General features: G+C 33.7%; 20 protein-coding genes and 6 tRNA genes. 8 read left to right on the forward strand and 18 right to left on the reverse strand.

Annotated features, from left to right (window positions below):
- Positions 1-88: 88 nt before the first annotated feature.
- The 9 genes from FHG05_RS08010 to FHG05_RS08040 all read right to left on the reverse strand — a co-directional run bounded on the left by FHG05_RS08010 (position 89) and on the right by FHG05_RS08040 (position 3,746).
- On the reverse strand, positions 89-835 hold the full coding sequence (locus FHG05_RS08010) for a TIM44-like domain-containing protein (RefSeq protein ID WP_140997507.1): 747 nt from the start codon (positions 833-835) through the stop codon (positions 89-91).
- Between the two features lie 103 nt (positions 836-938).
- Positions 939-2,036, reverse strand: a complete 1,098-nt coding sequence (locus FHG05_RS08015) for a slipin family protein (protein ID WP_140997508.1) — start codon at positions 2,034-2,036, stop codon at positions 939-941.
- A gap of 350 nt (positions 2,037-2,386) precedes the next feature.
- Positions 2,387-2,478: transfer RNA gene (locus FHG05_RS08020), tRNA-Pro, on the reverse strand.
- A gap of 317 nt (positions 2,479-2,795) precedes the next feature.
- The gene (locus FHG05_RS08025; RefSeq protein WP_130735458.1) at positions 2,796-3,113 is read right to left on the reverse strand and encodes a hypothetical protein; all 318 of its coding nucleotides are present in this window, start codon (positions 3,111-3,113) and stop codon (positions 2,796-2,798) included.
- Between the two features lie 164 nt (positions 3,114-3,277).
- A tRNA-Leu gene (locus FHG05_RS08030) sits at positions 3,278-3,351 on the reverse strand.
- A 6-nt stretch (positions 3,352-3,357) separates the two neighbouring features.
- Positions 3,358-3,441 (reverse strand) — tRNA-Tyr (locus FHG05_RS18360).
- Between the two features lie 6 nt (positions 3,442-3,447).
- Positions 3,448-3,520, reverse strand: a tRNA-Pro gene (locus FHG05_RS18365).
- Between the two features lie 73 nt (positions 3,521-3,593).
- Positions 3,594-3,667: transfer RNA gene (locus FHG05_RS08035), tRNA-Lys, on the reverse strand.
- A gap of 5 nt (positions 3,668-3,672) precedes the next feature.
- Positions 3,673-3,746 (reverse strand) — tRNA-Arg (locus FHG05_RS08040).
- A gap of 1,086 nt (positions 3,747-4,832) precedes the next feature.
- Between FHG05_RS08040 and FHG05_RS08045 the strand changes: the two genes are divergently transcribed.
- Positions 4,833-6,914: a hypothetical protein gene (locus FHG05_RS08045; RefSeq protein ID WP_181369153.1), complete on the forward strand. Its 2,082-nt coding sequence runs from the start codon at positions 4,833-4,835 to the stop codon at positions 6,912-6,914.
- 28 nt (positions 6,915-6,942) lie between these two features.
- Positions 6,943-8,442 carry a cytochrome c family protein gene (locus FHG05_RS08050; RefSeq protein ID WP_140997509.1) on the forward strand — a complete coding sequence of 500 codons (1,500 nt, stop codon included), beginning with the start codon at positions 6,943-6,945 and terminating at the stop codon, positions 8,440-8,442.
- Positions 8,443-8,576: 134 nt separating this feature from the next.
- Here FHG05_RS08050 and FHG05_RS18370 read toward each other — a convergent pair whose 3' ends face one another.
- The 4 genes from FHG05_RS18370 to FHG05_RS08065 all read right to left on the reverse strand — a co-directional run bounded on the left by FHG05_RS18370 (position 8,577) and on the right by FHG05_RS08065 (position 12,769).
- Positions 8,577-8,726 (reverse strand): hypothetical protein, encoded by a 150-nt coding sequence (locus FHG05_RS18370; RefSeq protein WP_157504203.1) that lies wholly within the window; start codon positions 8,724-8,726, stop codon positions 8,577-8,579.
- Between the two features lie 779 nt (positions 8,727-9,505).
- Positions 9,506-10,564, reverse strand: coding sequence for a nucleotidyltransferase domain-containing protein (locus tag FHG05_RS08055; RefSeq protein WP_140997510.1), 1,059 nt, complete (start codon positions 10,562-10,564; stop codon positions 9,506-9,508).
- Between the two features lies 1 nt (position 10,565).
- Positions 10,566-11,321, reverse strand: a complete 756-nt coding sequence (locus FHG05_RS08060) for a nucleotidyltransferase domain-containing protein (protein ID WP_317130137.1) — start codon at positions 11,319-11,321, stop codon at positions 10,566-10,568.
- Between the two features lie 26 nt (positions 11,322-11,347).
- Complete coding sequence (locus tag FHG05_RS08065; RefSeq protein ID WP_140997511.1) at positions 11,348-12,769, reverse strand: RtcB family protein; 1,422 nt, start codon at positions 12,767-12,769, stop codon at positions 11,348-11,350.
- A 220-nt stretch (positions 12,770-12,989) separates the two neighbouring features.
- On the opposite strand from FHG05_RS08065, the gene FHG05_RS08070 reads away from it, so the two are divergent.
- Together FHG05_RS08070 and FHG05_RS08075 are read left to right on the forward strand one after the other, a co-directional pair.
- A complete protein-coding gene (locus FHG05_RS08070) occupies positions 12,990-13,730 on the forward strand; it encodes a hypothetical protein (RefSeq protein WP_140997512.1) in 741 nt (246 codons plus the stop codon).
- Complete coding sequence (locus tag FHG05_RS08075; protein ID WP_140997513.1) at positions 13,727-14,299, forward strand: hypothetical protein; 573 nt, start codon at positions 13,727-13,729, stop codon at positions 14,297-14,299. Before FHG05_RS08070 ends, FHG05_RS08075 begins: the two co-directional genes overlap by 4 nt.
- A gap of 10 nt (positions 14,300-14,309) precedes the next feature.
- Here FHG05_RS08075 and FHG05_RS08080 read toward each other — a convergent pair whose 3' ends face one another.
- Positions 14,310-14,642 carry a hypothetical protein gene (locus FHG05_RS08080; protein ID WP_140997514.1) on the reverse strand — a complete coding sequence of 111 codons (333 nt, stop codon included), beginning with the start codon at positions 14,640-14,642 and terminating at the stop codon, positions 14,310-14,312.
- 232 nt (positions 14,643-14,874) lie between these two features.
- On the opposite strand from FHG05_RS08080, the gene FHG05_RS08085 reads away from it, so the two are divergent.
- On the forward strand, positions 14,875-15,366 hold the full coding sequence (locus FHG05_RS08085; protein ID WP_140997515.1) for a hypothetical protein: 492 nt from the start codon (positions 14,875-14,877) through the stop codon (positions 15,364-15,366).
- 53 nt (positions 15,367-15,419) lie between these two features.
- On the opposite strand, the gene mtaB is transcribed toward FHG05_RS08085, so the two are convergent.
- Positions 15,420-16,748, reverse strand: coding sequence for a tRNA (N(6)-L-threonylcarbamoyladenosine(37)-C(2))-methylthiotransferase MtaB (gene mtaB, locus FHG05_RS08090; protein ID WP_140997516.1), 1,329 nt, complete (start codon positions 16,746-16,748; stop codon positions 15,420-15,422).
- Positions 16,749-16,896: 148 nt separating this feature from the next.
- On the opposite strand from mtaB, the gene FHG05_RS08095 reads away from it, so the two are divergent.
- The 3 genes from FHG05_RS08095 (at position 16,897) to FHG05_RS08105 (ending at position 18,174) form a co-directional block, all read left to right on the forward strand.
- Positions 16,897-17,406 (forward strand): pyridoxamine 5'-phosphate oxidase family protein, encoded by a 510-nt coding sequence (locus tag FHG05_RS08095; RefSeq protein ID WP_140997517.1) that lies wholly within the window; start codon positions 16,897-16,899, stop codon positions 17,404-17,406.
- A gap of 164 nt (positions 17,407-17,570) precedes the next feature.
- Positions 17,571-17,843 (forward strand): hypothetical protein, encoded by a 273-nt coding sequence (locus FHG05_RS08100; RefSeq protein ID WP_140997518.1) that lies wholly within the window; start codon positions 17,571-17,573, stop codon positions 17,841-17,843.
- A 22-nt stretch (positions 17,844-17,865) separates the two neighbouring features.
- Entirely contained in the window at positions 17,866-18,174 is a 309-nt protein-coding gene (locus FHG05_RS08105; protein ID WP_140997519.1) for a hypothetical protein, read from the forward strand.
- Here the strand turns inward: FHG05_RS08105 and FHG05_RS08110 are convergent.
- From FHG05_RS08110 to FHG05_RS08120, 3 genes are all read right to left on the reverse strand, one after another.
- Positions 18,164-18,505, reverse strand: a complete 342-nt coding sequence (locus FHG05_RS08110; RefSeq protein ID WP_140997520.1) for a hypothetical protein — start codon at positions 18,503-18,505, stop codon at positions 18,164-18,166. The genes FHG05_RS08105 and FHG05_RS08110 overlap by 11 nt on opposite strands.
- Before the next feature lie 2 nt (positions 18,506-18,507).
- On the reverse strand, positions 18,508-19,683 hold the full coding sequence (locus FHG05_RS08115) for a GlmU family protein (protein ID WP_140997521.1): 1,176 nt from the start codon (positions 19,681-19,683) through the stop codon (positions 18,508-18,510).
- Between the two features lie 136 nt (positions 19,684-19,819).
- Positions 19,820-20,074: a type B 50S ribosomal protein L31 gene (locus FHG05_RS08120; RefSeq protein WP_140997522.1), complete on the reverse strand. Its 255-nt coding sequence runs from the start codon at positions 20,072-20,074 to the stop codon at positions 19,820-19,822.
- Between the last annotated feature and the right edge of the window lie 65 nt (positions 20,075-20,139).

A 20,139-nucleotide genomic window follows, 5' to 3' on the forward strand; every position in this document is an offset into this window, starting at 1 on the left:
AAATCAATAGAATTAAAACAATGGAAAAAAATAAATCGGAACAGAATTAATTCTGTTCCGATTTAACTATTTTTGATATAGTAACGAGTCAACCTTTTTTAGGACAACTCAAGGCTAAAATTCCAGCTTTTAAACTGTCTGGAATAGAATTTTCTAGTTTCGCAAATTGTAAAGATAAACTGCCTTCTCTAATTTCATCTAACAACCATTTCCCTTCTGTATATTGGAATAACCAAATATAATCTAAACTTTGTACCCCACTTTTTCCTTGCACAATTTTTCCAGAATCTCTTTCTTTTAAATAATCTTCGGCTTCTACATCGATAGCAACTGCAATGCGGGTTCCTTCAAAATCAGGATCTTCTGTTAATTCCAAGTATAAAGGTCTTATTTTTTCAAGTTTTTGTAAACGACTAACATTTTTTAAATTATCTCTTTTCCATTGTTCAATAAAAACTGCTTGTTGATTTTGCCAATACCAATGATTTACATATTCTCTTACTTCGCCCATGTCTTCATTGGACCAAGCATTGTAAACTCTTCTGATACTATTTGAAAATTCTTTTTCAAGTTGTAGCCAATTGAACGCTTTATTCTTGATGCTTATTTTTTGTAAAATCTTTTTATTCTTTCGCTCTTTAATAGATTCCACAATTTTCACATATAGAATCAAAGGGAAAAGAACTACAAATAAAAGGGCTAATAAAATCTTACCCCAAAAGGATTTAAACAACCCTTTTGCTATGAACCCTCCAGGTCCAGCATATATTGGGTCTATATAAAATAAGGTTATAAGAACAACCAACCAAAACCATTTTTTCTTATCTAATTTCATTTTGTATGTTTTAGGGATTGAAAAGTATACTATTTTTCTTTAATACTAAAATAAATTTTAAAAAGCTTACAAACCAATGTTCATAAGCTTTTCACTAACTAAACTATTTCACAAAAATTTCGCGCAATTGTCCGATGACGTTGCCACCTCCAGAAATGGTAATTTCTCCAATCTTATCTGCAATCTTTTCTACATATTCCATTTCTTTCAATTTCCACAACATCTCATTTTCTTCCATCAATTTGGCAGTATTCAACATATTACGCATTGCTGCAGTTTCTTCACGACGCATAATACTGTTCGCTTGTGCTTTTTTCTCTGCTACCAAAACCTGGTTCATGATTTCTTTCATATCACCTGGTAAAATCACATCACGAATACCTGCTTCTTGAATCACAACCCCTAAAGCAGCAGCTTTATTGCGTGTGTCTTCCAAAATGATTTCAGTAATGCTCTCTTTTTTGTTTAACAATTCATCCAAAGTAAATCCGCCTACAAACGCACGCAACGCCAACTGCATCAATACATACAATTGTTTTTCATACTCTTTGTTGTCGATAACTGCTTTGATAATATTGGTTACTTTGAAATTCACAAAGAAGTTGATACGCAAAGCCGCTTTATCTTTGGTCAACAATTCTTGACCAGAAATTTCCATTTGCTTTTGACGCATATCTACATAAACCACTTCTACTGGAATGGCGTTGTTCCAAAAGTAGTAGGTTCCTGCGGTTAACTCTTTGTTGAAAATACCATTGATAAACAACAACCCTTTCTCATAGCTTGCTACTTGAAATTTACGAGTGTATACTTTCAATTTGATGTTCTCTAACAAACCTCTTTCGATTTTTTCGGTAATCTCAACTTTCGTTAAATCTACCTTTACGAATTCATTCTTCAAATAGCCTTTCCAGAACGCATAACGACCGGTTTGCAATACTTCTTTAAATATACCATTGGTAAAGTACAACGCCATTTCGGTATCGCCTACTTCAACAATCTCTAGCATAGCAGCCAATTCTTGGTTCTCTAACAAAATATTCAATTCGACTGGAGCCACAAAAGAATGTTTCATCTCAAAGAGTTTAACCTCTTTCTTTCCCCAAATCCAGTATTTACCTTCTTTTAAAATTTGTACCAACTTACCGCGTTCCAATACCAAACCAACTTGGTAAGCATTAATAGTAATTAATCGAATCATTTCTTTATATTTTTAAATTTTAATTTGCTTTTAAAAAGAAAATTTTTGGTTTTTATCCTTCACCCAAAACGGAATAAGGTTAGTAAACAGAAGCATTCTCATGGTGTACTGTTTTATGGTATCGGTTTATAAAAAAACCAATCGTCACACAGCAAAGCAAAAGAACGGTTTTGAAAACGAAGCCCTGTTCAGGTTTCTTCGTAAGTGTTTCGCTTTTTCGAAAAATAACGAAACTGATAAAAACCAAAATATTTTCAATGGTGTACCTTTTTAAGAGTCGTACGTCTCTTCCTTAAGACAGATTTACAGTCTGTTTTTGGCACTCTACCAAGCTGAGTTAATACTCCATGATGAGTATATCGGAATCGAACCGATGACATCCAAAAGTTACAGTTTACAAGAACCCTAATCTTGCGCGTTTGACCACTCCGCCATACAGCCACAGTGGCTGTAGCAGGATTCGAACCTGCGAAAACTTTGGTGGATTATTTTTTGGAAAACAACCCAAAACCTCCAAGCCAAGTTGCATAATACGACTTCATACACCCTTCGTGCAAAACGCATCACATTAGTGCTATACAGAAACACCCAACAGGACTTGCTTGATATTTTTATCCTACTATTGTCATTTCGACGTAAGGAGAAACTTTAGTTCAGCGTAGCTAAATCTCATCATCTTTTTTATTTAAAGAACGTTTTCTTTATCGCTGAACAAAGATTCAAAAAGGTGTGCGCAATTATTTTTCGTTGTAAAAAAACTTATAATCCCATGCGTTTTTGATGTTCTTTATCGCGTACATCGATGGCTCCGAACGGACTTCCTTTGAAATAGCCAATATTCACAAACCCGTTTTCTTCTGTTATAAGAGATTCTTTCTTGGTTATGGCTCCTGTATACTTGGAACCATACTGACCTGTTAATTTTTTAGTCACCACATCTACATCGCCCCATTGTGGCGTTTTACCCGTATAAATGGGTTCTACAAAATAGATGATTCCAGTAATTCTCGACTTCATCAAAAATCTACCCGTCTCATCCGTGTTGGTCAAAAATCGTTTTAAAATGTCTTGTCTCATCTTCTTTTGATTTAAATTAAACGTTGTTTTTAGTGGAACAGATTCGGATCGAACGAATCCCTCTAGGTTTAGCTCCATGCTCTTATTTTATATTTTGGTCTCGCTGAATGAATAAATTCATTTCAAACTAGCGTGCCACACCAAGTACACCACTGTTCCTTTTGTACAGGAAGAGAGATTTGAACTCTCAAAATTCAGATTCTAAGTCTGACGCGTCTACCAATTTCGCCATTCCTGCTAGTCGTGGAAGTAATAGGATTCGAACCTACTCAGTCAAAAGACAACGGTTTTACAGACCGTCTCAGCTCTCCAACTCTGACGTACTTCCATTATGTCTGGGAAGCAGGACTCGAACCTGCAACCTCTCGCATCCAAAGCGAGTAAACAACCAATCGTTATCTTCCCAGTGCTAACTCAAATTCATTTTTTGAGAGACAGTCAAAAAAATCCTTTGAGCAGGTTCCTTTCTAAGAACACTTGTAATTCCGTCAGGATTCGAACCTGAGACCCATCGCTTAAAAGGCGATTGCTCTAACCAACTGAGCTACGAAATTAGATGTAATGCCAGAAGGATTCGAACCTTCAACCTTTCGCTTCGTAGGCGAATGCTCTTTCCAGTTGAGCTATGACATTCTTTTTATAGTATAATCTTCATCCTTTTGAGAGCGAAGCGTATCGAGGTTTTTTTTCCTAATAAGGGTTCTCGATACATTTTTTATAAAATTGCTGTTCGCATTTGATAAAAAACACTCGAACTGACGAACTGCGATTTACTAAGTACGAATCACTAGTTACTAGCATACATAAAAAAAGCACCTCTTTTGAAGGTGCTCTATAATAATAGTATAGCAAATACATTACTATTCCGTATAGGGAGGCACCCATGATGTATCAAAATAAAAACGCGGTAGACCATGCGCTTTTGAAGCTGCTTTTACAGATAGTATTTGTACTGGTCGTTGTTTTAAATCTCGTTTCATTTTTATTGTATATTATATGAATTCTAAATTATTATTAATTCGTAATTTCTAATTCGTAATTCTTAATTGCTATTGCTTTTATTATTGTTATTGCAATTGTTATTGTTTCTTGTAATTTTCTGAGGCAAAGATAAAGTGAAAAAAACCGAACTTCCAAATCTTTTTTAAATTTATTTTATTGATTTTCAATTGGTTAAGAGTAAATTTAAGCAATACAATCCCGATCCGTTTTACAACAGATACTTCGAATTTTGCAAATGACTGTCTCTCATTTGATTACTCATTTTTGTTTATTTCAGCTCGGGTTTACTTCGCATCCACTATTTTTTTAAAAATTTTTCTCATTTTTTTTAATATAACTGATTTTACTTCCTTTTTGAGCATAAAAAAAGCGTCCTTTTGAATAAAAGGACGCCTTGAAATATGATATAATCGTTTACTTTAACGCATATATAATGATACAAAACATCCTGTTCGATTAAAAGGGTAATCTCCTTTTAAGCGAAAAACTGACTTTGCTAGTGCAACAGTATGTATGTTCTGTGTTCTCATTTCGAGGGCAAATATAGGATTTATTTTGAAAGAATTACTTTAAATTTCTTTTTCCCAACAGTTTATTGCACAAATAAAAGTATCTAAAATAAAATTGCACCCCTTCATAAACAGGTAATTCTACGCTATTTTTTCCCAATTGATAGCGGTAATTTTATACGATATTAATTCAAACAACATCATAAACATGGAAACAAAAGAAAAAAAACAAACGGAAAAAAGTAGCAGTGCAGCAGCTTCTACTTTTCAATTCAGAACTCCTGCGGGCATTCAAGATTTTTCGGATAACTCCTTAAAACAAGAAGCCATGAACGCGCTTTGGAGCTCTAATTTAGACGGCTTTACCCAACAAGGAATGCTTAACAATCCTTGGAATACAAACAATACTCCTAAAACCACTAATTATTTTAACCCTATTGATGACAATACGCAAAGTAGTGCTTTAAATATCAAATGGAATGCTTTTCCTGGGCGATTGGCTTTTAACTTTCCCAATGCCTCTCAAGATCAATTGAATCAAATGGCAGACACAGGAAATATGCCAGGAAAAATTACAAATAGTCCGTGTAGTGCAACCGGACAACAAGTTGCTTATTTTCCATACGGACCAAGAGGTTGGCAAGATGAATATTGCGAATGGGCAGTTACACGAGATACCAAAGGAAACATCGTTAGAATCGATTTTACTTGTGAAAATCCGGAATATTGGAACAGTTTATGGTTAATCGACCCCAATAAAGTGTTAGAATTGTATCAAACGATATTAGACAAACCACAAATTACTTTAGAAGATTTGAGTTTGCCAGGAGTTACCAATCCAATTACCAATCAACCCGTATATAATCCGTTGAACAAATGGAACTCGGGAACGGTTTCAGATAGTACGAAAGGAGGTGCGATTCATTTAACCAGTACGCCCAATACGCTTCAAACGGAAATTGGTTTAGCCACCACCTCAACGGTTCAACGTTTTAATCCACCAGGTTCCACTGGAACGAGTACGATGTGGCCTTCTTCTCAATACAATGATTTAATTTGTGTGGGCCAATTTGGGCAACGGTACCGTAATAGTGATCCAAATATTGGAGGAAATGTAAATAATTTGGTTACCCAAGGCACCGTAGTAACTTTAGCCGATCCACCAGGATTGTACATTCAAATGCCTGATTTTTCAAATTATGTAACTCCAGACAATACTCCTGCTTCGGATTTTTGGACGATAAAAAGAGGCTCTAAAACCTTAAATGATCAATATGGCAATCCGTTACCCGGTAATTTTATTTTACATGCAGTCTTTGAAGTTCCAAAAGACAAATCGTATACCGTAAGTGATATTAAAATTTCTGGTGAAACGATTGATTGGGGCTCTCAGGTTGCTGCAACTTTTAAAATGCAAATTGTAGCCGCAGGATATTCGGGTACTACACCTCAAGGATATAATCAGGTAACGGATATTGAAAAAGATGCTTTGGCACAACCTTTACAAATTTTCTACAAAGACTATTTTGATACCATGTACAACACTCCAGTTCCCAACCCAGTAAACAATCCTATTTCCCTTTTAAGTAACAGTACGTATGTACCGCTAAGTGTGAATGTTGGAACAACAAGTGCGGAAATGGTAGTGATAGCAGGAACGTGTACGGCTAAAGAAAACCAACCGAATACGTATCCTAAAATATCCTTTAACGATCCTAACATTACTGCTGTAGTCACCGCAGTAAAAGAAAATGTGTATTATGCCGTTCCGGGAAATAGTCAACCCAGTATGAATACAGCTTTATATATCACCGTAACGATAGGTAGTGCAGCCAAAACAGGTCAGCAAGGGGTTTTTGTAACCAATGTAGGTCAGCAACTGAGTACTGCAATGCCTGCTTTATTTTTAGTGACTCCCGTATCGGTTCAAGCGGATTTGGCATGGCAAAATACTGGTGTTGTACTGACGTCTTCTAATAAAACACAAATCACCTATCAATCGGGATTATGGACTGCAAACCCCAATGACAATGGCGGAAAATTATACGATGCCAAAGGAAATCCAACCTTTATTCCTGCCAAAACAGGGTACACTATGCCTGGTGAAAATGAAGGAGCGCTTATTGGTAAAGTGGGGAATACAGTTTTCTTAGTAGGATTAGGAACTACTGTTCCTGCTGGACTTTCGGGAGAAATTCAACTTTGCATCAACGACGATTTGAATGCTCTATATGGAGTAGGTTTAGTAGATAATTTGGGAGCAATTACAGTTGCTATCGAAGTACAATAAGTAGTCCTTTTAAAATAAACTAGAAAACATGAAACTACTTCATTTTAAAATTACAGTCTTGATAAGCCTGATTGTCATTGGTTGGCTCTCTTTACGAAATACGAGTAGTCAAAGTGCCACCTATCAGAAGATAGCTACTGTTGACAATTCTTGTGATTGCTACTCTACATCTCCTTTAACTAAAATTGTCATCAATTTTAATGGCAAGGTACCAGGTGATTTACTTTCGTTTACCAATCAATCTCAAGCCAATTGTTTTGCTTGGCAAGAATTTATCAGTTTGAATTGGCCTACCACTAAAAGTGCTTCTTTTGGAGATCCTGGAGATACCAATCCGGTAGCATGGGAAACCTATATGCCAGAAAACGTATTGTTTCAACCCGAAGGTGTTCCACCTCCAGAATGGGGAACATTAGTGTCGCAGGAGTATGCTTCCAAGTTTAAAACCAGTCGCTTACAATTCAATCCATCCAAAACCAAATTGCTTACGTTTGCCGCAAAGTTTGATGTAAAGGACACGGTTAAAGGTTTGAATCCAAATCAGGCTGCCCCTTTTGGGAAACCCAATTGGCTAGGCGCGCAGAACAAAACTAATGTTTGGTATGAGATCAAATTGAATTACGATTACTATAAGTTTGTAGTAGATAATGGGTATTACAATGCCATTACACAGCATGATAGTGTTCGAAATGGCGTGCCTATTAACTTTCCACAAGGCGTGTACAATGGCAAAGTAGGTGCTATCGAACTGAAAGCCGCTTGGATGGAAGTAGATACTCCAAGTTCGGCCAAATGGAAGCAGTACAAACTTTCCAATGCCATTGTGATGGATCCGTATACAGGGAAGTTACGCAATACAACTGTGGCTTTAGTAGGACTGCATATTTTGCATAAAACCCAAAACCAACCCACTTGGGTTTGGGCTACCTTTGAGCATATCGATAATGTACCCGATGTGGCCAATGCACCCACACCAACCTATGGTTATAATTTTTACAATGCCAATTGTACGCCTACGCAAGTAGCATTAAAAAATGGGAAAACAGTGACTGTTCCTTGTACGCCCAACACACCACCACCCTATTATTTATCAGAAGGTAGAGTGGCACCCATACAAGTAACGCGGGTAAACAGTATCGATCCAGAAGATGCGGTACCTATTAATACGAGAATGCAAAATAACATTAAAACGTTTTATCCGAATTCGGTGTTTCAGTATTACCAATTGGTGGATGTCATTTGGTCGCAATTGCCCATTCCTGATCCAACCAAACCCATTCAAGCACCACAAAATATTAACGCCTCTTCCATGTTGAGTGGAAAAGCCATAGTAGCCAATACCACTATGGAAAGTTATGTACAAGATAGCAATACTTGTTACAGTTGTCATAAATACAGTACGATTGCCGATTACAGTAAAGACACCATAAACAATAATGTATTTGGCGATTTTAGTTTTGCCATTTCAGCGGCTCAGTATCCTAAGAATGGTACCGTAATGAAATTTAAAAAGAAGGGAAAAAAATAATTTTGTAAATAACTAACTTTTATACCTAGCACCCTATTGTTCTTCGGAAGAATTGGGTGCTTTTTTTAGGTGTAAAAAACAACTGTAAGGTAAAAAACTATATCAATAAAGAATAAATTGTCTTTAAAAGTCTTTTAGGAGCGTTGCTTCTTCACTTTTGATTTGCTTGCTTGACTTAATCGTTTCGCTTGAGCTCTTGCTTCTTCTAAGGTAATTGGAGATTGTTTGGATAGTATTTCCATACCTAACTTGGCTCTTTCCTGAAATGATATTTTGTAGTTCATGCTTCATAGAATTAGTGTAACAAATATACTGATTTTATTCTTTCAAATCTTAGTATCCATTTTGGAACCTAAACCCATTACTATGCAACAATCTATTAGAAAAATCCATCCCTTACAATTTTAACTCGAGAACCTAAACTTTTAGGTAAGACAGTTAAGATTTTATGTCTGGAACTTAAAATTTTATGTCTGGGACTTAAAATTTTATGTAGTAGGACGTAAAATTTTACCCTAGAGACTTAAAATTTTATGTAGTAGGACGTAAAATTTTACCCTAGAGACTTAAAATTTTAGGTGGGTGCGTTAAAATTTTATGTCGGGCACTTAAAATTTTATGTTTAGCGCACGGCTGGTACGAGTTTTTATTTTTTTGACTACGCTTTTTTGATACTTAAATGTCACCCTGTAATCCCGAAACTTCGGGACATAAGATGCTCCACCCAATTTTTTAATCTCTGATGAGATTCCTAAAACTTTTAAATATCCATTTTAACCCAATACCCTAAAATTTTACGTTACAGACCGAAACGTTTAGGTTAGGAACCCAAAATTTTAGGTTAGGAAGCCAAAGTTTTACGTCTGCCTACGTAAAATTTTACGTGCCGGGACGTAAAATTTTACGCTAGAGACCCAAAATTTTACGTTAGGTGACGTAAACGTTTAGGTCTAGCGCACAGCTGGTAAGGGGTTTTGTTTTTTGGAGGATGAGATTGAGTATAAAAAACGTCCTTTTGGATTAAAGGACGTTTTGAAATAGTGCACTGTTCAATCTAAAATAATTAAATATATAATTCTTTTCGTATTGCAATTAGTTTTCTAAGTATCATATCGTTTTCAGGAGTTTCTGGTAAACTTGTTACTTCATACAAACCTTCTATTTTACGAATTAAATCTTCTGCTTTTTGCAATAAAGTATCATATTCCATTTTACCAGATTTAATTGAAAGTAATTCTTCTCTATTAGGCACTCGAATATCTATACTTCCCTTTGAAAATATTTGTTCCGCAGTTTGTAATAAACGAATTGTATGCATCATGTTCTTACTATCATAGTTTTTACTATGAAGTTGATTCGTATTGTAACGTGCTTCATTTCGTTTTTCAATCCAATCCCAATATTCAGAATATTCTTTACAATATTTCGAATACCCTTCTAAATTACAACTTAAATAACCCATGGGTTCGGCTCCTTTTTCAATGGAAGATACCGATACTTCATTAGACAATTCATTTTTAACAATACCTCTATATCCCAATATTTTATGATAATCATAAAAGAGTGCATATATACCTTTTGCATTGGGAACCTTAATTAATCCACATTGTTCTTGAGAAAGACCATACTCCTCTAACCATTTTGTAAGTGGAATTGAATCATAGCCCTTTAAAATAGCACAAAAATCTAATAAAGTTTTACGCTCCTTTGTCATTGGATTTACAATCTTCTTTTTCAAACCCCGTGCTTTTTTTATTTGCGTCATAGCATAACCTGCAAAACTATCTTTACACAACTTAGACAGAAAATCTTCAATTTGAAATTGATTCATAATTGGATGTTTATATAAAATACAGTCTTCAGGAGTAGCTAGAAGTTCCAAAATATTTGGATTATTTTTTAGCAATAACTCAATAAAACGACCCAATTCATAATATACAATATCATTGGTTTCATTACTAATTTGAGGAATATACTCTAACCCAAAGAATTTTTCTTTTGGTAAATAATATACCCCTTTAATATCAGTATCTGAAGTTGGTGTGTCTAAACCAAAAGCTTTGCTTCCAGAAATCACTTCAAACAGTAGTAACTTACCCGATTTTAAATCTTCAATTGTCATTTCATTTATTTAGAATTATTTTTTTGAAAATTTCATCAAGTTTGAAATTATCTCTTTTACTATTCGCTAAACTAGTAGCATTTTCGATATTGAAAGTTAATGTTTCTTTTATAAAATTAGTTATAATCTCTTCTTTAGGGTGCAGGTAACTTTCGTCTTGACTTGCTTTAATATCCATTAACGTTATTACTTTCTCCTTTATTTTTTTAGGTGCTATATCCAACAACTCCATAAAAGCTACAGGCGGAAAACTATTCATTTTAACAATCCACATTCCAGATAATACAGTTCGTAACGCATAAAAATAACTTTTCAATTTGACTTGTTCTTTTTCGCATACTTCTAGAAAGTTTTTAGTTGTGCCGATATAATGATACATGCAAGAAACTGGAGAAAAACATTCATTGGCTACTTTTCGTAATTCATCTATAAAATCTTTATTTTCAAAATATACTATTGGACTATATATCCATTCTAAAAAAGGTGCATTTGATTTTGCCAACAGCAATAATGCTTTCCGTATATCCCAACCTGAGCCATCTAAATCTTCATCAGTCATGAATTCAATTACATCAGTTTTTTCCCAAATTGATAAATAATAATTCAAATCATGTTTGTAAATGAACCGTATATCATAATCACTGTCTGGAGATGCAAATCCCCAAGCCCTGCTTCCCGATTCTACTGCGTATAAAATTTCTACTCCTTTTTCAAGTTCTATTTCTCGTATTTTTTTTAGTATTAATTCTTTCATCATTAAATTTTTAAAAAAAGTAAACTTCTCTAATCCTCCCTACTCCCATCATCTGCCATTCGTACCATTTTAGGAGTAAACTTGGCAACGACATCGACTAAGGCTTCTTGGCTTGCCATTACTTGGTTGATGTCTTTGTATGCCATTGGGGCTTCGTCTAAACCAGCTCCAATTAACGTAACGCCATGATCTTTTAAAATCGCTTGCATCTCCTTTTTCGTAATGTTTTTTATCGCCTGAGTTCGACTCATTTGTCTCCCTGCGCCATGTGATGCCGAATGCAAAGCTTCCGCTTCTCCTTTTCCGCGTACTAAAAATCCGGGTGCGGTCATACTTCCTGGAATAATTCCCATCACACCTTTGGCTGCTGGTGTGGCTCCTTTTCGGTGCACAATCACTTCTTCTCCATTATGGATTTCTTTCCAAGCAAAATTATGATGGTTTTCCACTTTGGCTAAAACGGTTGCCCCTAAAGCTTGAGCCATTTTATTATGAATTACTTCATGACAAGCGGAAGCATAATCACCAGCTAAATTCATGGCAATCCAATATTCTTGACCTAATTCGGTATCCAAACCTAAATAGGCTAAGTTTTTGGCTTTTTCAGGGAGTTTGCAATGTTCTTTGGCCAACTTCGTATACTGTCCGGCTATCGTAGCACCAAAACCTCTCGAACCCGAATGCGTTAACAAGGCTACATAGTTTCCTTTTGGAATGTTCAACACGGCATCGTCTTTTTCAAATTGGAGGATTCCAAATTCGACAAAGTGATTACCACCACCCGAACTTCCTAATTGCGACCATGCTTTGTCTTTCAATTGCTGGATGAATTTGTGGTTCGCAAACTCTTTTCGTTCCATCACTTCGTGATCGGCTTTGTACTGACCGTGAAATCCATGACCCGCACCAAACTTCGTATGTGCAACCAATTCTCGTTGGAACTTGGCTTCGTTTTCGTAATAAAATAATTCTGGAATATCATATACCGATAATGCCATTCTACATCCAATATCTACACCTACTCCATACGGAATTACGGCATTAGTTGTGGCCAACACACCACCAATTGGCAATCCATATCCTTGGTGCGCATCGGGCATTAAAGCCCCAGCAACAGTTACTGGCAATTGCATCGCTACTTCCATTTGTTGTCTTGCTCCTGCTTCAATATGATCGGCTCCATACATCGCAAATACAGCTGGAGTATCGTTTAACGCAATGAAATCTTCTGGCTTTTCATTGGATTTTTCAATAATGGCTTGCGCCAATGCACCGAATAAAGCATCATCCAAATAGGTTTCGGGTTGCGCTAAGACTTTAGTATAGTTATCCAGCATTTGTTCTTTGGTAAAACCCGTTCTTTTTCGGTTGCATTTTAAAGCAATACCGATTAAGTTTCCTTCTGCATACCCTAAGGCTAATAAATCGTTTCCGTTAATGGCTGTGTTCATAACTGTAAATTTAATGTATTTTGGTAAACCAATTATTTTGTGTTGGATGCATTGGTAAACCTTCTTATTTTGATACTGCAAAGATTTTATATCCATACGCAATTATTTCGCGTAGTACTAAAAAAGTTTTAGTTTACTTGTAGCTTCAACTTAATTTTAATTGGATTACTTTTAAGAATGAAAGTTTTTTACTGTATTTTCGTGATTGAATTGGGTTCCCATGAAAAATATAGTCTTATTTCTAATTTTCCTATTATTTGCTTCTTGTGCAAACAAGGAAAAACAACTTGTGGGACATTGGCATGAATACGAAAAAGGAAATGATGATTTTATAAACTGTCATAAAATTACAGATAGCACCTATTTTCTTAATGCATATACATATGGAAGTGGTGAACCATTCAAAAGAGGTATTGAAATGAAAAAGACTGAAATTGCAATTGGTGGCGATTATTTTTTTTCTAGCGATTTTACTTTTGATAAAAACCAACTTATAGTGAATGATTCTATTTATTGGATCAAACAAGAAGATAACCTGAAAACATTTATCGATGATTTTTCAGCAGGTCTTTTGGTAAATATTCATCCTTTTGAAACGAACTTAACTGAGTTTGATTATAATAAATCGGAAAAACCTCTTGAAATTATAATATATATTGGTACACTTAAAAGAAGTACACTTACCCTTTATAAAGACTATAATACAAAACTACATTACATTCAACTGAATGATATGATTAGTTCTATAGATGACATAAGAAGTTTTGTAATTCCAGCATGCACTTTAAATAGTACTAAAGAGGATAAGATTTTACTTCATTTAGATAAAGAAACACCAGTTGAATTGATTAATCAAATAGAAGCAGAAATTCTAAATAGCGGTTATAAACGAAATCAAATGTATTATCTAACCATAAACCCTAATAAAAGAGTGTATGGTTATAATCATCGCAACTTATGAAAACCTATTTTATTTTCCTCTTACTCCTTCTCTTTTATGCTTGTAATGAAAAAAAAGAAAATGTAGTAGAAACACAAGAAATAGTTTCTGATAGCATCCTTAAAAAACAGGATAGTTTAGAAGAACTTAAATTTACTGTGGAAGAAACGCCAACTGATACCCTTTCAGAATTTAGTGAAATAGAGACCTTTTATGTAGTAGTAGTCGATACCAGTTTGAATTATGCAATGTTGCACCAAAAAATGTTTGACGTTCACCATAAATTAACTATTCCTATTGACACTATGGGTAGGTATTACAACCCTACAAAAGATTTAATTACACTTCCAGAGGATGATGAAGACGAATTGTATGCAGGTGATTATTTTCCAAGACGTTTTCCTTCTGAGACCTTAAGTTTAGAATATTTATCTATATACAAAAACAATACAAATGAAAAAACAATTGCTGTCGTTTCTGGTATATTTGAACAAGAAAAAAAAGCAGACAGCTCTTTGAAAGAGATTCAAAAAGTGTTTCCCAAAACATTTAAACTAAAGACAGAAATGTTTGTGGGATGTTTGCATTAATTGCAGTTCCTCATGTATTTACAGTATATTTTAATCGATCTTCAATAGAAGTTACACTCATTTTAAAATAAGAAGCGCCTCCATTCTTATAAAACCGATCAAAATCGCAAAGAAGTGTGGTTAGGAAATGAAAACAAGCCAGTTTTTCCAAGTTGGGATTTTTCTTTTCAATTAATTGTGGAATGGCTTCCATACAATACCTTCCAATAAAGTTAAAATAATCAGCTGTAAACTGTTGTAAATAACAATCTACATTTTCTAATAACTCAATTTGAATACATAAAAAATCTTCTATAGTAGTTGCTTTATGCAAAATCTTACCTATTTCATAATTGGTGTACATCCAGAATTATTTAGTTTGGGTTAGCGGGTTAAAAAGCATATACGTATAGAAGTTTGTTTTGGTTTAAAAAAATCACTTTTTTATTTATAATGCTTGAATACAATAGGAAAGTATATAGTATTTTTACTATATTCGCTTTACCTATCAATTCGTTTACAAATGAATATTAGATTGGTTTTGATGCAGCTAATATACAAACAAGTTTTTATTTTACAAACATATTTTAATAAAAATGCAAACTTTTTTTAAAAGATTATTACATATTGTTGAATTTCAGGGATTTAAAAACATAAATGATTTTGCTTTAAACGGATTAAAATATGACAGTTCCAGTAAATTAAACCGTTTGAAAGATGAAAAAAACAAACCTTCAGTAGAAATTATTTTGGATATTGCCAATCAATTTCCCGACATTAACATGCATTGGCTACTTACAGGAAAAGGAAATGTATTACTTTCCCAAAACGACACTCAAACAACTCATCTACAAGAACCTACCGAAACATATGTTTTAAAAAATAAGAATCCATTAGCTAACAATTATGATACTTTGAAAGAAACTATCTTTCTAAAAGATGAACTGATAAAAACGCTAAAAGAAAAAATTGAAATTCAAGAAAAACAATTCGTTCCCATAGCATCTATTTTAGAAAAAATGGAAAACCGAATTACGTCTATCGAGGAATTTTCGATTCTTGCCAAGGAAAAATTAGATATAAAATAAAAGCCTGAAAGAATCCTTTCAGGCTTTTAAATATTTTTCAGTACTATTAAATATTAAACCTCTACCCCTACAAATTCCAAACGTACACTACCATCTTCATCAATATGCGTCAATTTTATTTCATGTAACGTATTGGCTAATGCTGGATTCCAAGGTGTTTTTACTTTTACATAATTTTCAGTAAAACCATGAATATAACCTTCTTTATTTTCACTTTCAAACAGCACAGTTCTTTGCATTCCTATTTGGCTTTCGTAAAACGCCCTACGCTTTTTAACCGATAACCCACGTAGCATTTTACTTCGTTTTGCACGCACATTTTTTGGTACAACACCTTCCATAGTTGCCGCTTCTGTATTATCTCTTTCTGAATAGGTAAAAACATGTAAATACGAAATATCCAAGTCATTTAAAAAGTGATACGTTTCTAAGAAATGTTCGTCAGTTTCTCCAGGAAAACCTACAATTACATCCACACCAATACACGCATGAGGCATTACTTCACGAATTTTATGGACTGTATCTACATACAATTCTCTCAAGTAACGACGTTTCATTTTTTTAAGAATGTCGTTACTTCCAGATTGTAAAGGAATGTGAAAATGAGGTACAAAAGCTCTGGATTTTGAAACTAAATCAATGGTTTCATTTTTTAACAAATTCGGTTCAATGGAAGAAATTCGCAAACGTTCGATTCCTTCTACTTTGTCTAATTCGGTTACTAAATCTAAGAAGGTATGTTCGTGTTTTTTGTTCCCAAACTCACCTTTTCCGTAATCTCCAATATTCACTCCTGTTAAGACAATTTCTTTAATCCCTTTTTCAGCAATTTCTTTGGCATTTTTTATAACGCCTTCCATAGTATCACTCCTAGAAATTCCTCTTGCTAAAGGAATAGTACAATAGGTACATTTATAATCACAACCGTCTTGTACTTTTAAAAAAGCACGAGTACGATCACCGATAGAATAACTCCCAACATAAAAATCTGCGTCTTCAATTTCACAAGAATGCACTTCTCCCATGTCGTTTTTAGACAAATCCTGAATATAATCGGTAATTTTAAATTTTTCAGTAGCACCAAGAACTAAATCTACACCATCAACTGCAGCTAACTCTTCTGGTTTCAACTGTGCATAACAACCCACAGCTGCAACAAAGGCGTTTTCATTTAATTTTAATGCTTTTTTTACGATTTGCTTGAATTGTTTGTCTGCGTTTTCAGTAACCGAACACGTATTGATAACATACATATCTGCTACTTCTTCAAAATCAACACGTTCAAATCCTTCGTCTTGAAAACTTCTCGCTATAGTAGAGGTTTCGGAGAAATTTAATTTACAGCCTAAAGTATAAAAGGCAACTTTCTTTTTATTTTCCATATATCAGCTCAATTAATGAAATCGTTGTCAAAAAATTGAGGGTGCAAATTTACATTATTTTTATAATTATATAAAATTTATACATAATTCTGTAAGACAATTTTAGTTGGTTATTCAGAAATTTGAAGTAATAAAAAATCAAAACGTTATGTCTAAGGAAAACTTATTTAGTAAAGATGCTATAGAAAAATTAAAAGAGCTTTCAGAAAAAGCTGGAACTTGTATGTTTGTGACCAATTTAAATACCAAACCGCCTTTTAACGCTCGACCTATGAGCCTACAAGAGTGTGATGAAGAAGGGAATTTATGGTTTATAAGCAGTAAAGAAAGCAACAAAAACATGGAAATCGAACGCAATAATGAAGTACAATTGTACTTTATGAATAATGGCGATTACGAATACCTTTCTGTGTTAGGAAATGCTTTTATTTATGACGATAAATATACGATTGAAGAGAAATGGTCAGTTTTTGCAAATGCTTGGTTTGATGGTAAAGAAGATCCAAATGTTAGTATCATTCGAGTAGAACCAAGAGATGTATATTATTGGGATACCAAAGCTGGAAAATTCGTATCCATGATGCATTTTGTTTCATCAATTCTTACCGGAAAAAAAACTGATAATAAAGATGGTGTAGAAGGAAAAATTAAAATTTAATCTAGATAACTTATTGATCTCTATAGATACAAAAGAGAAGTAATCTACTGCAAGATTTACTTCTCTTTTCTTTTATAAGTAATGCTATTAAAAAAATATCAAGATGGGTTTGTAACAATTTTACAATTTTCAGCGTACAATTATAAACCCTAAAAAATAAAATTATGCCAGGCGAAGGTTCTATGATGAGTGCTAATACAAGTTTAAAGAATAATAGAAGAAATAGAACTTCTAAACTAGAAAAATTTGTCAACACCACTACAAATGACAGTATTGAATTTGTGGATCCAAATACAGCAACTCCTGAAGAATTAGCTGCTATTAGACAACGAATGCAAGAAGAAAACAAAGTGATTCAAAAAAAGAAAATCACACTAACCTTTAGCATTCTAGTTGTTATTCTAATTACTCTTGCTGTATTAAATTGCTATTTGTAACAGTATCTTTAAAATTAAAAATATGGGAGGATATTATGGTTCACCAGCAACCGTTCTAAGAAATAACAAAAAATTATTAGGTGAGAAAAACAAGCTCACCCGAAAGGACTATGTGGGTATAAAGAGTAAAAAAAATGAAAATCAAACAACAGCAACAGCTGACTTAAAAATACTTTATGAAATTAGAACAAAAATGCAAATTGAAAAAAGAAAAAGAAGGAGAAAACAACTTTTTCTATTCTTATTTTCTATCTTTTTGACCATTTTAGCGCTCTATTTAATTACAAAGATAAAATGGATCGGTATTGATCTAAATAGAACTATATATTAAATAAAGAATCGTTATCTTTTCCAATATCATCAATATTTTCAATGGGCTCTGCTTTTTTTGATTTCCAATGTTTTTCTAAAAAATAATAAAAAGCATAACAAAACAAAGCTCCAATTGGAATTCCAATAAGACTGTACACAACATTATCGATATCTATATCCAAATAAAAAAATTCAGATATAATAACCAAGATTATTCCATACACAAACTGACCGAAATAATAGATAATTACACCTAAAATCGCAAACAACCATTTGTTTTGATGGTATTTTTCTGCCAGTGTATAAAAACGCTTACCTAACCAATAAATTAAAAATAATCCTAAAAACATAACTATTCCTTTCTATATTTTTTAGTTTCTTCGAAAACATGTTCTAATATCTTCGCGTCTTGTTCTGAAAATTCAACTTGTCTGCGTTGCATTACCACTTTAGCTACCTCAAAAGCTTTTTTAGTTAAATAGGTCGTAAATCCAGAAGCTCCTCCCCAAGAAAAACTCGGTACAAAATTGCGTGGAAAACCACTTCCAAAAATATTGGCAGAAACACCGACTACTGTACCAGTATTAAACATGGTATCGATGCCACACTTACTATGATCACCCATCATTAATCCGCAAAATTGCAAACCAGTTCTTGCAAAACTTTCGGTTTCATAACTCCATAAGCGTACTTCTTCATAATTATTTTTTAAGTTGGAAGTATTGGTATCTGCACCTATATTACACCATTCTCCCAAAACTGAATTTCCTAAAAAACCATCGTGCCCTTTGTTAGAATACCCAAATAGTACCGAATTATTAACCTCTCCTCCTACTTTACAATGCGGACCAACGGTAGTAGCACCATATATTTTGGCACACATTTTTACTTGACCGTATTCGCATAATGCAAAAGGCCCTCGAATCACAGAACCTTCCATAATCTCAGCATTTTTACCAATATAAATGGGTCCTGTAGAAGCATTCAAGGTAACAAACTCTAATTTTGCTCCTTCTTCAATAAAGATATTTTCTGGTGCAATCACATTGACACTTTTAGGAATAGGTTGTGAATGTCTGTCTTCCGTTAATAATTGAAAATCTTCACGTATCGCTTCATCGTTTTTTGAAAAAATATCCCACGTATTTTCAATTCTAAGGATTTCTTCCTCATAATCAATTAGTTCGTAATCATCAAAATCAACTTCTTCTTGGGTTTCATTAGAATAGAATGCGATAATTTCTTCCCCAGCTATAATCGCTTGTTTGGGTTCCAAATTACGAATCATCTCCACAACTATTTCATTGGGAAAAAAAGAAGCGTTAATCATAATATTCGCTTCCATTTCCACCATAGGAAATTTTTCCATTAAATACTCTTCAGTTAACGTAGTAGTTGTATATCCTAAATATTTTTCCCACTTTTCTCTAATGGTTAAAATTCCTACACGAATATCGGCCACGGGTCGGGTAAAAGTAAATGGAAGTAAAGCATTGCGAACGGTTCCATCAAAAAGTATGTAGTTCATGATTGGCAGCTATTATCAGTTTTCTTTGTACGGATGCATTTTGAGGTTAAATTTACTATAATTTGTTTAAACCAAAAATTTAAGCATAAAAAAAGCTCCATTTTTATGGAGCTTTTTTAGTATGATATACGTTCGATTATTTTTTATCGAATTTAGCGTATTTGTTTTTGAATTTATCAATACGTCCAGCTGTATCGATAAGTTTTGATTTACCTGTGTAAAAAGGGTGAGATGTTCTAGAAATCTCCATTTTAAATACTGGATACTCTACTCCTTCGTGCTCAATCGTTTCTTTTGTTTCTACTGTAGATTTAGTAATAAATACATCATCATTTGACATATCTTTGAAAGCTACTAATCTGTAATTCTCTGGGTGAATTCCTTTTTTCATCTTGATAAATCTTTTTTTATTAATGATTATAAATTGCTTCGCGGCTTTTTTTATTTTATTAAAAA

Origin of the sequence: Flavobacterium profundi, from assembly GCF_006491645.1 — a bacterium.
GTDB lineage: Bacteria > Bacteroidota > Bacteroidia > Flavobacteriales > Flavobacteriaceae > Flavobacterium > Flavobacterium profundi.

Coding starts and splice junctions, on each gene's coding strand:
- FHG05_RS08010 (WP_140997507.1), bottom strand. CDS start 835: ATGAAATTAGATAAGAAAAAATGGTTTTGGTTGGTTGTTCTTATAACC.
- FHG05_RS08015 (WP_140997508.1), bottom strand. CDS start 2,036: ATGATTCGATTAATTACTATTAATGCTTACCAAGTTGGTTTGGTATTG.
- FHG05_RS08025 (WP_130735458.1), bottom strand. CDS start 3,113: ATGAGACAAGACATTTTAAAACGATTTTTGACCAACACGGATGAGACG.
- FHG05_RS08045 (WP_181369153.1), top strand. CDS start 4,833: ATGGAAACAAAAGAAAAAAAACAAACGGAAAAAAGTAGCAGTGCAGCA.
- FHG05_RS08050 (WP_140997509.1), top strand. CDS start 6,943: ATGAAACTACTTCATTTTAAAATTACAGTCTTGATAAGCCTGATTGTC.
- FHG05_RS18370 (WP_157504203.1), bottom strand. CDS start 8,726: ATGAACTACAAAATATCATTTCAGGAAAGAGCCAAGTTAGGTATGGAA.
- FHG05_RS08055 (WP_140997510.1), bottom strand. CDS start 10,564: ATGACAATTGAAGATTTAAAATCGGGTAAGTTACTACTGTTTGAAGTG.
- FHG05_RS08060 (WP_317130137.1), bottom strand. CDS start 11,321: ATGATGAAAGAATTAATACTAAAAAAAATACGAGAAATAGAACTTGAA.
- FHG05_RS08065 (WP_140997511.1), bottom strand. CDS start 12,769: ATGAACACAGCCATTAACGGAAACGATTTATTAGCCTTAGGGTATGCA.
- FHG05_RS08070 (WP_140997512.1), top strand. CDS start 12,990: ATGAAAAATATAGTCTTATTTCTAATTTTCCTATTATTTGCTTCTTGT.
- FHG05_RS08075 (WP_140997513.1), top strand. CDS start 13,727: ATGAAAACCTATTTTATTTTCCTCTTACTCCTTCTCTTTTATGCTTGT.
- FHG05_RS08080 (WP_140997514.1), bottom strand. CDS start 14,642: ATGTACACCAATTATGAAATAGGTAAGATTTTGCATAAAGCAACTACT.
- FHG05_RS08085 (WP_140997515.1), top strand. CDS start 14,875: ATGCAAACTTTTTTTAAAAGATTATTACATATTGTTGAATTTCAGGGA.
- mtaB (WP_140997516.1), bottom strand. CDS start 16,748: ATGGAAAATAAAAAGAAAGTTGCCTTTTATACTTTAGGCTGTAAATTA.
- FHG05_RS08095 (WP_140997517.1), top strand. CDS start 16,897: ATGTCTAAGGAAAACTTATTTAGTAAAGATGCTATAGAAAAATTAAAA.
- FHG05_RS08100 (WP_140997518.1), top strand. CDS start 17,571: ATGCCAGGCGAAGGTTCTATGATGAGTGCTAATACAAGTTTAAAGAAT.
- FHG05_RS08105 (WP_140997519.1), top strand. CDS start 17,866: ATGGGAGGATATTATGGTTCACCAGCAACCGTTCTAAGAAATAACAAA.
- FHG05_RS08110 (WP_140997520.1), bottom strand. CDS start 18,505: ATGTTTTTAGGATTATTTTTAATTTATTGGTTAGGTAAGCGTTTTTAT.
- FHG05_RS08115 (WP_140997521.1), bottom strand. CDS start 19,683: ATGAACTACATACTTTTTGATGGAACCGTTCGCAATGCTTTACTTCCA.
- FHG05_RS08120 (WP_140997522.1), bottom strand. CDS start 20,074: ATGAAAAAAGGAATTCACCCAGAGAATTACAGATTAGTAGCTTTCAAA.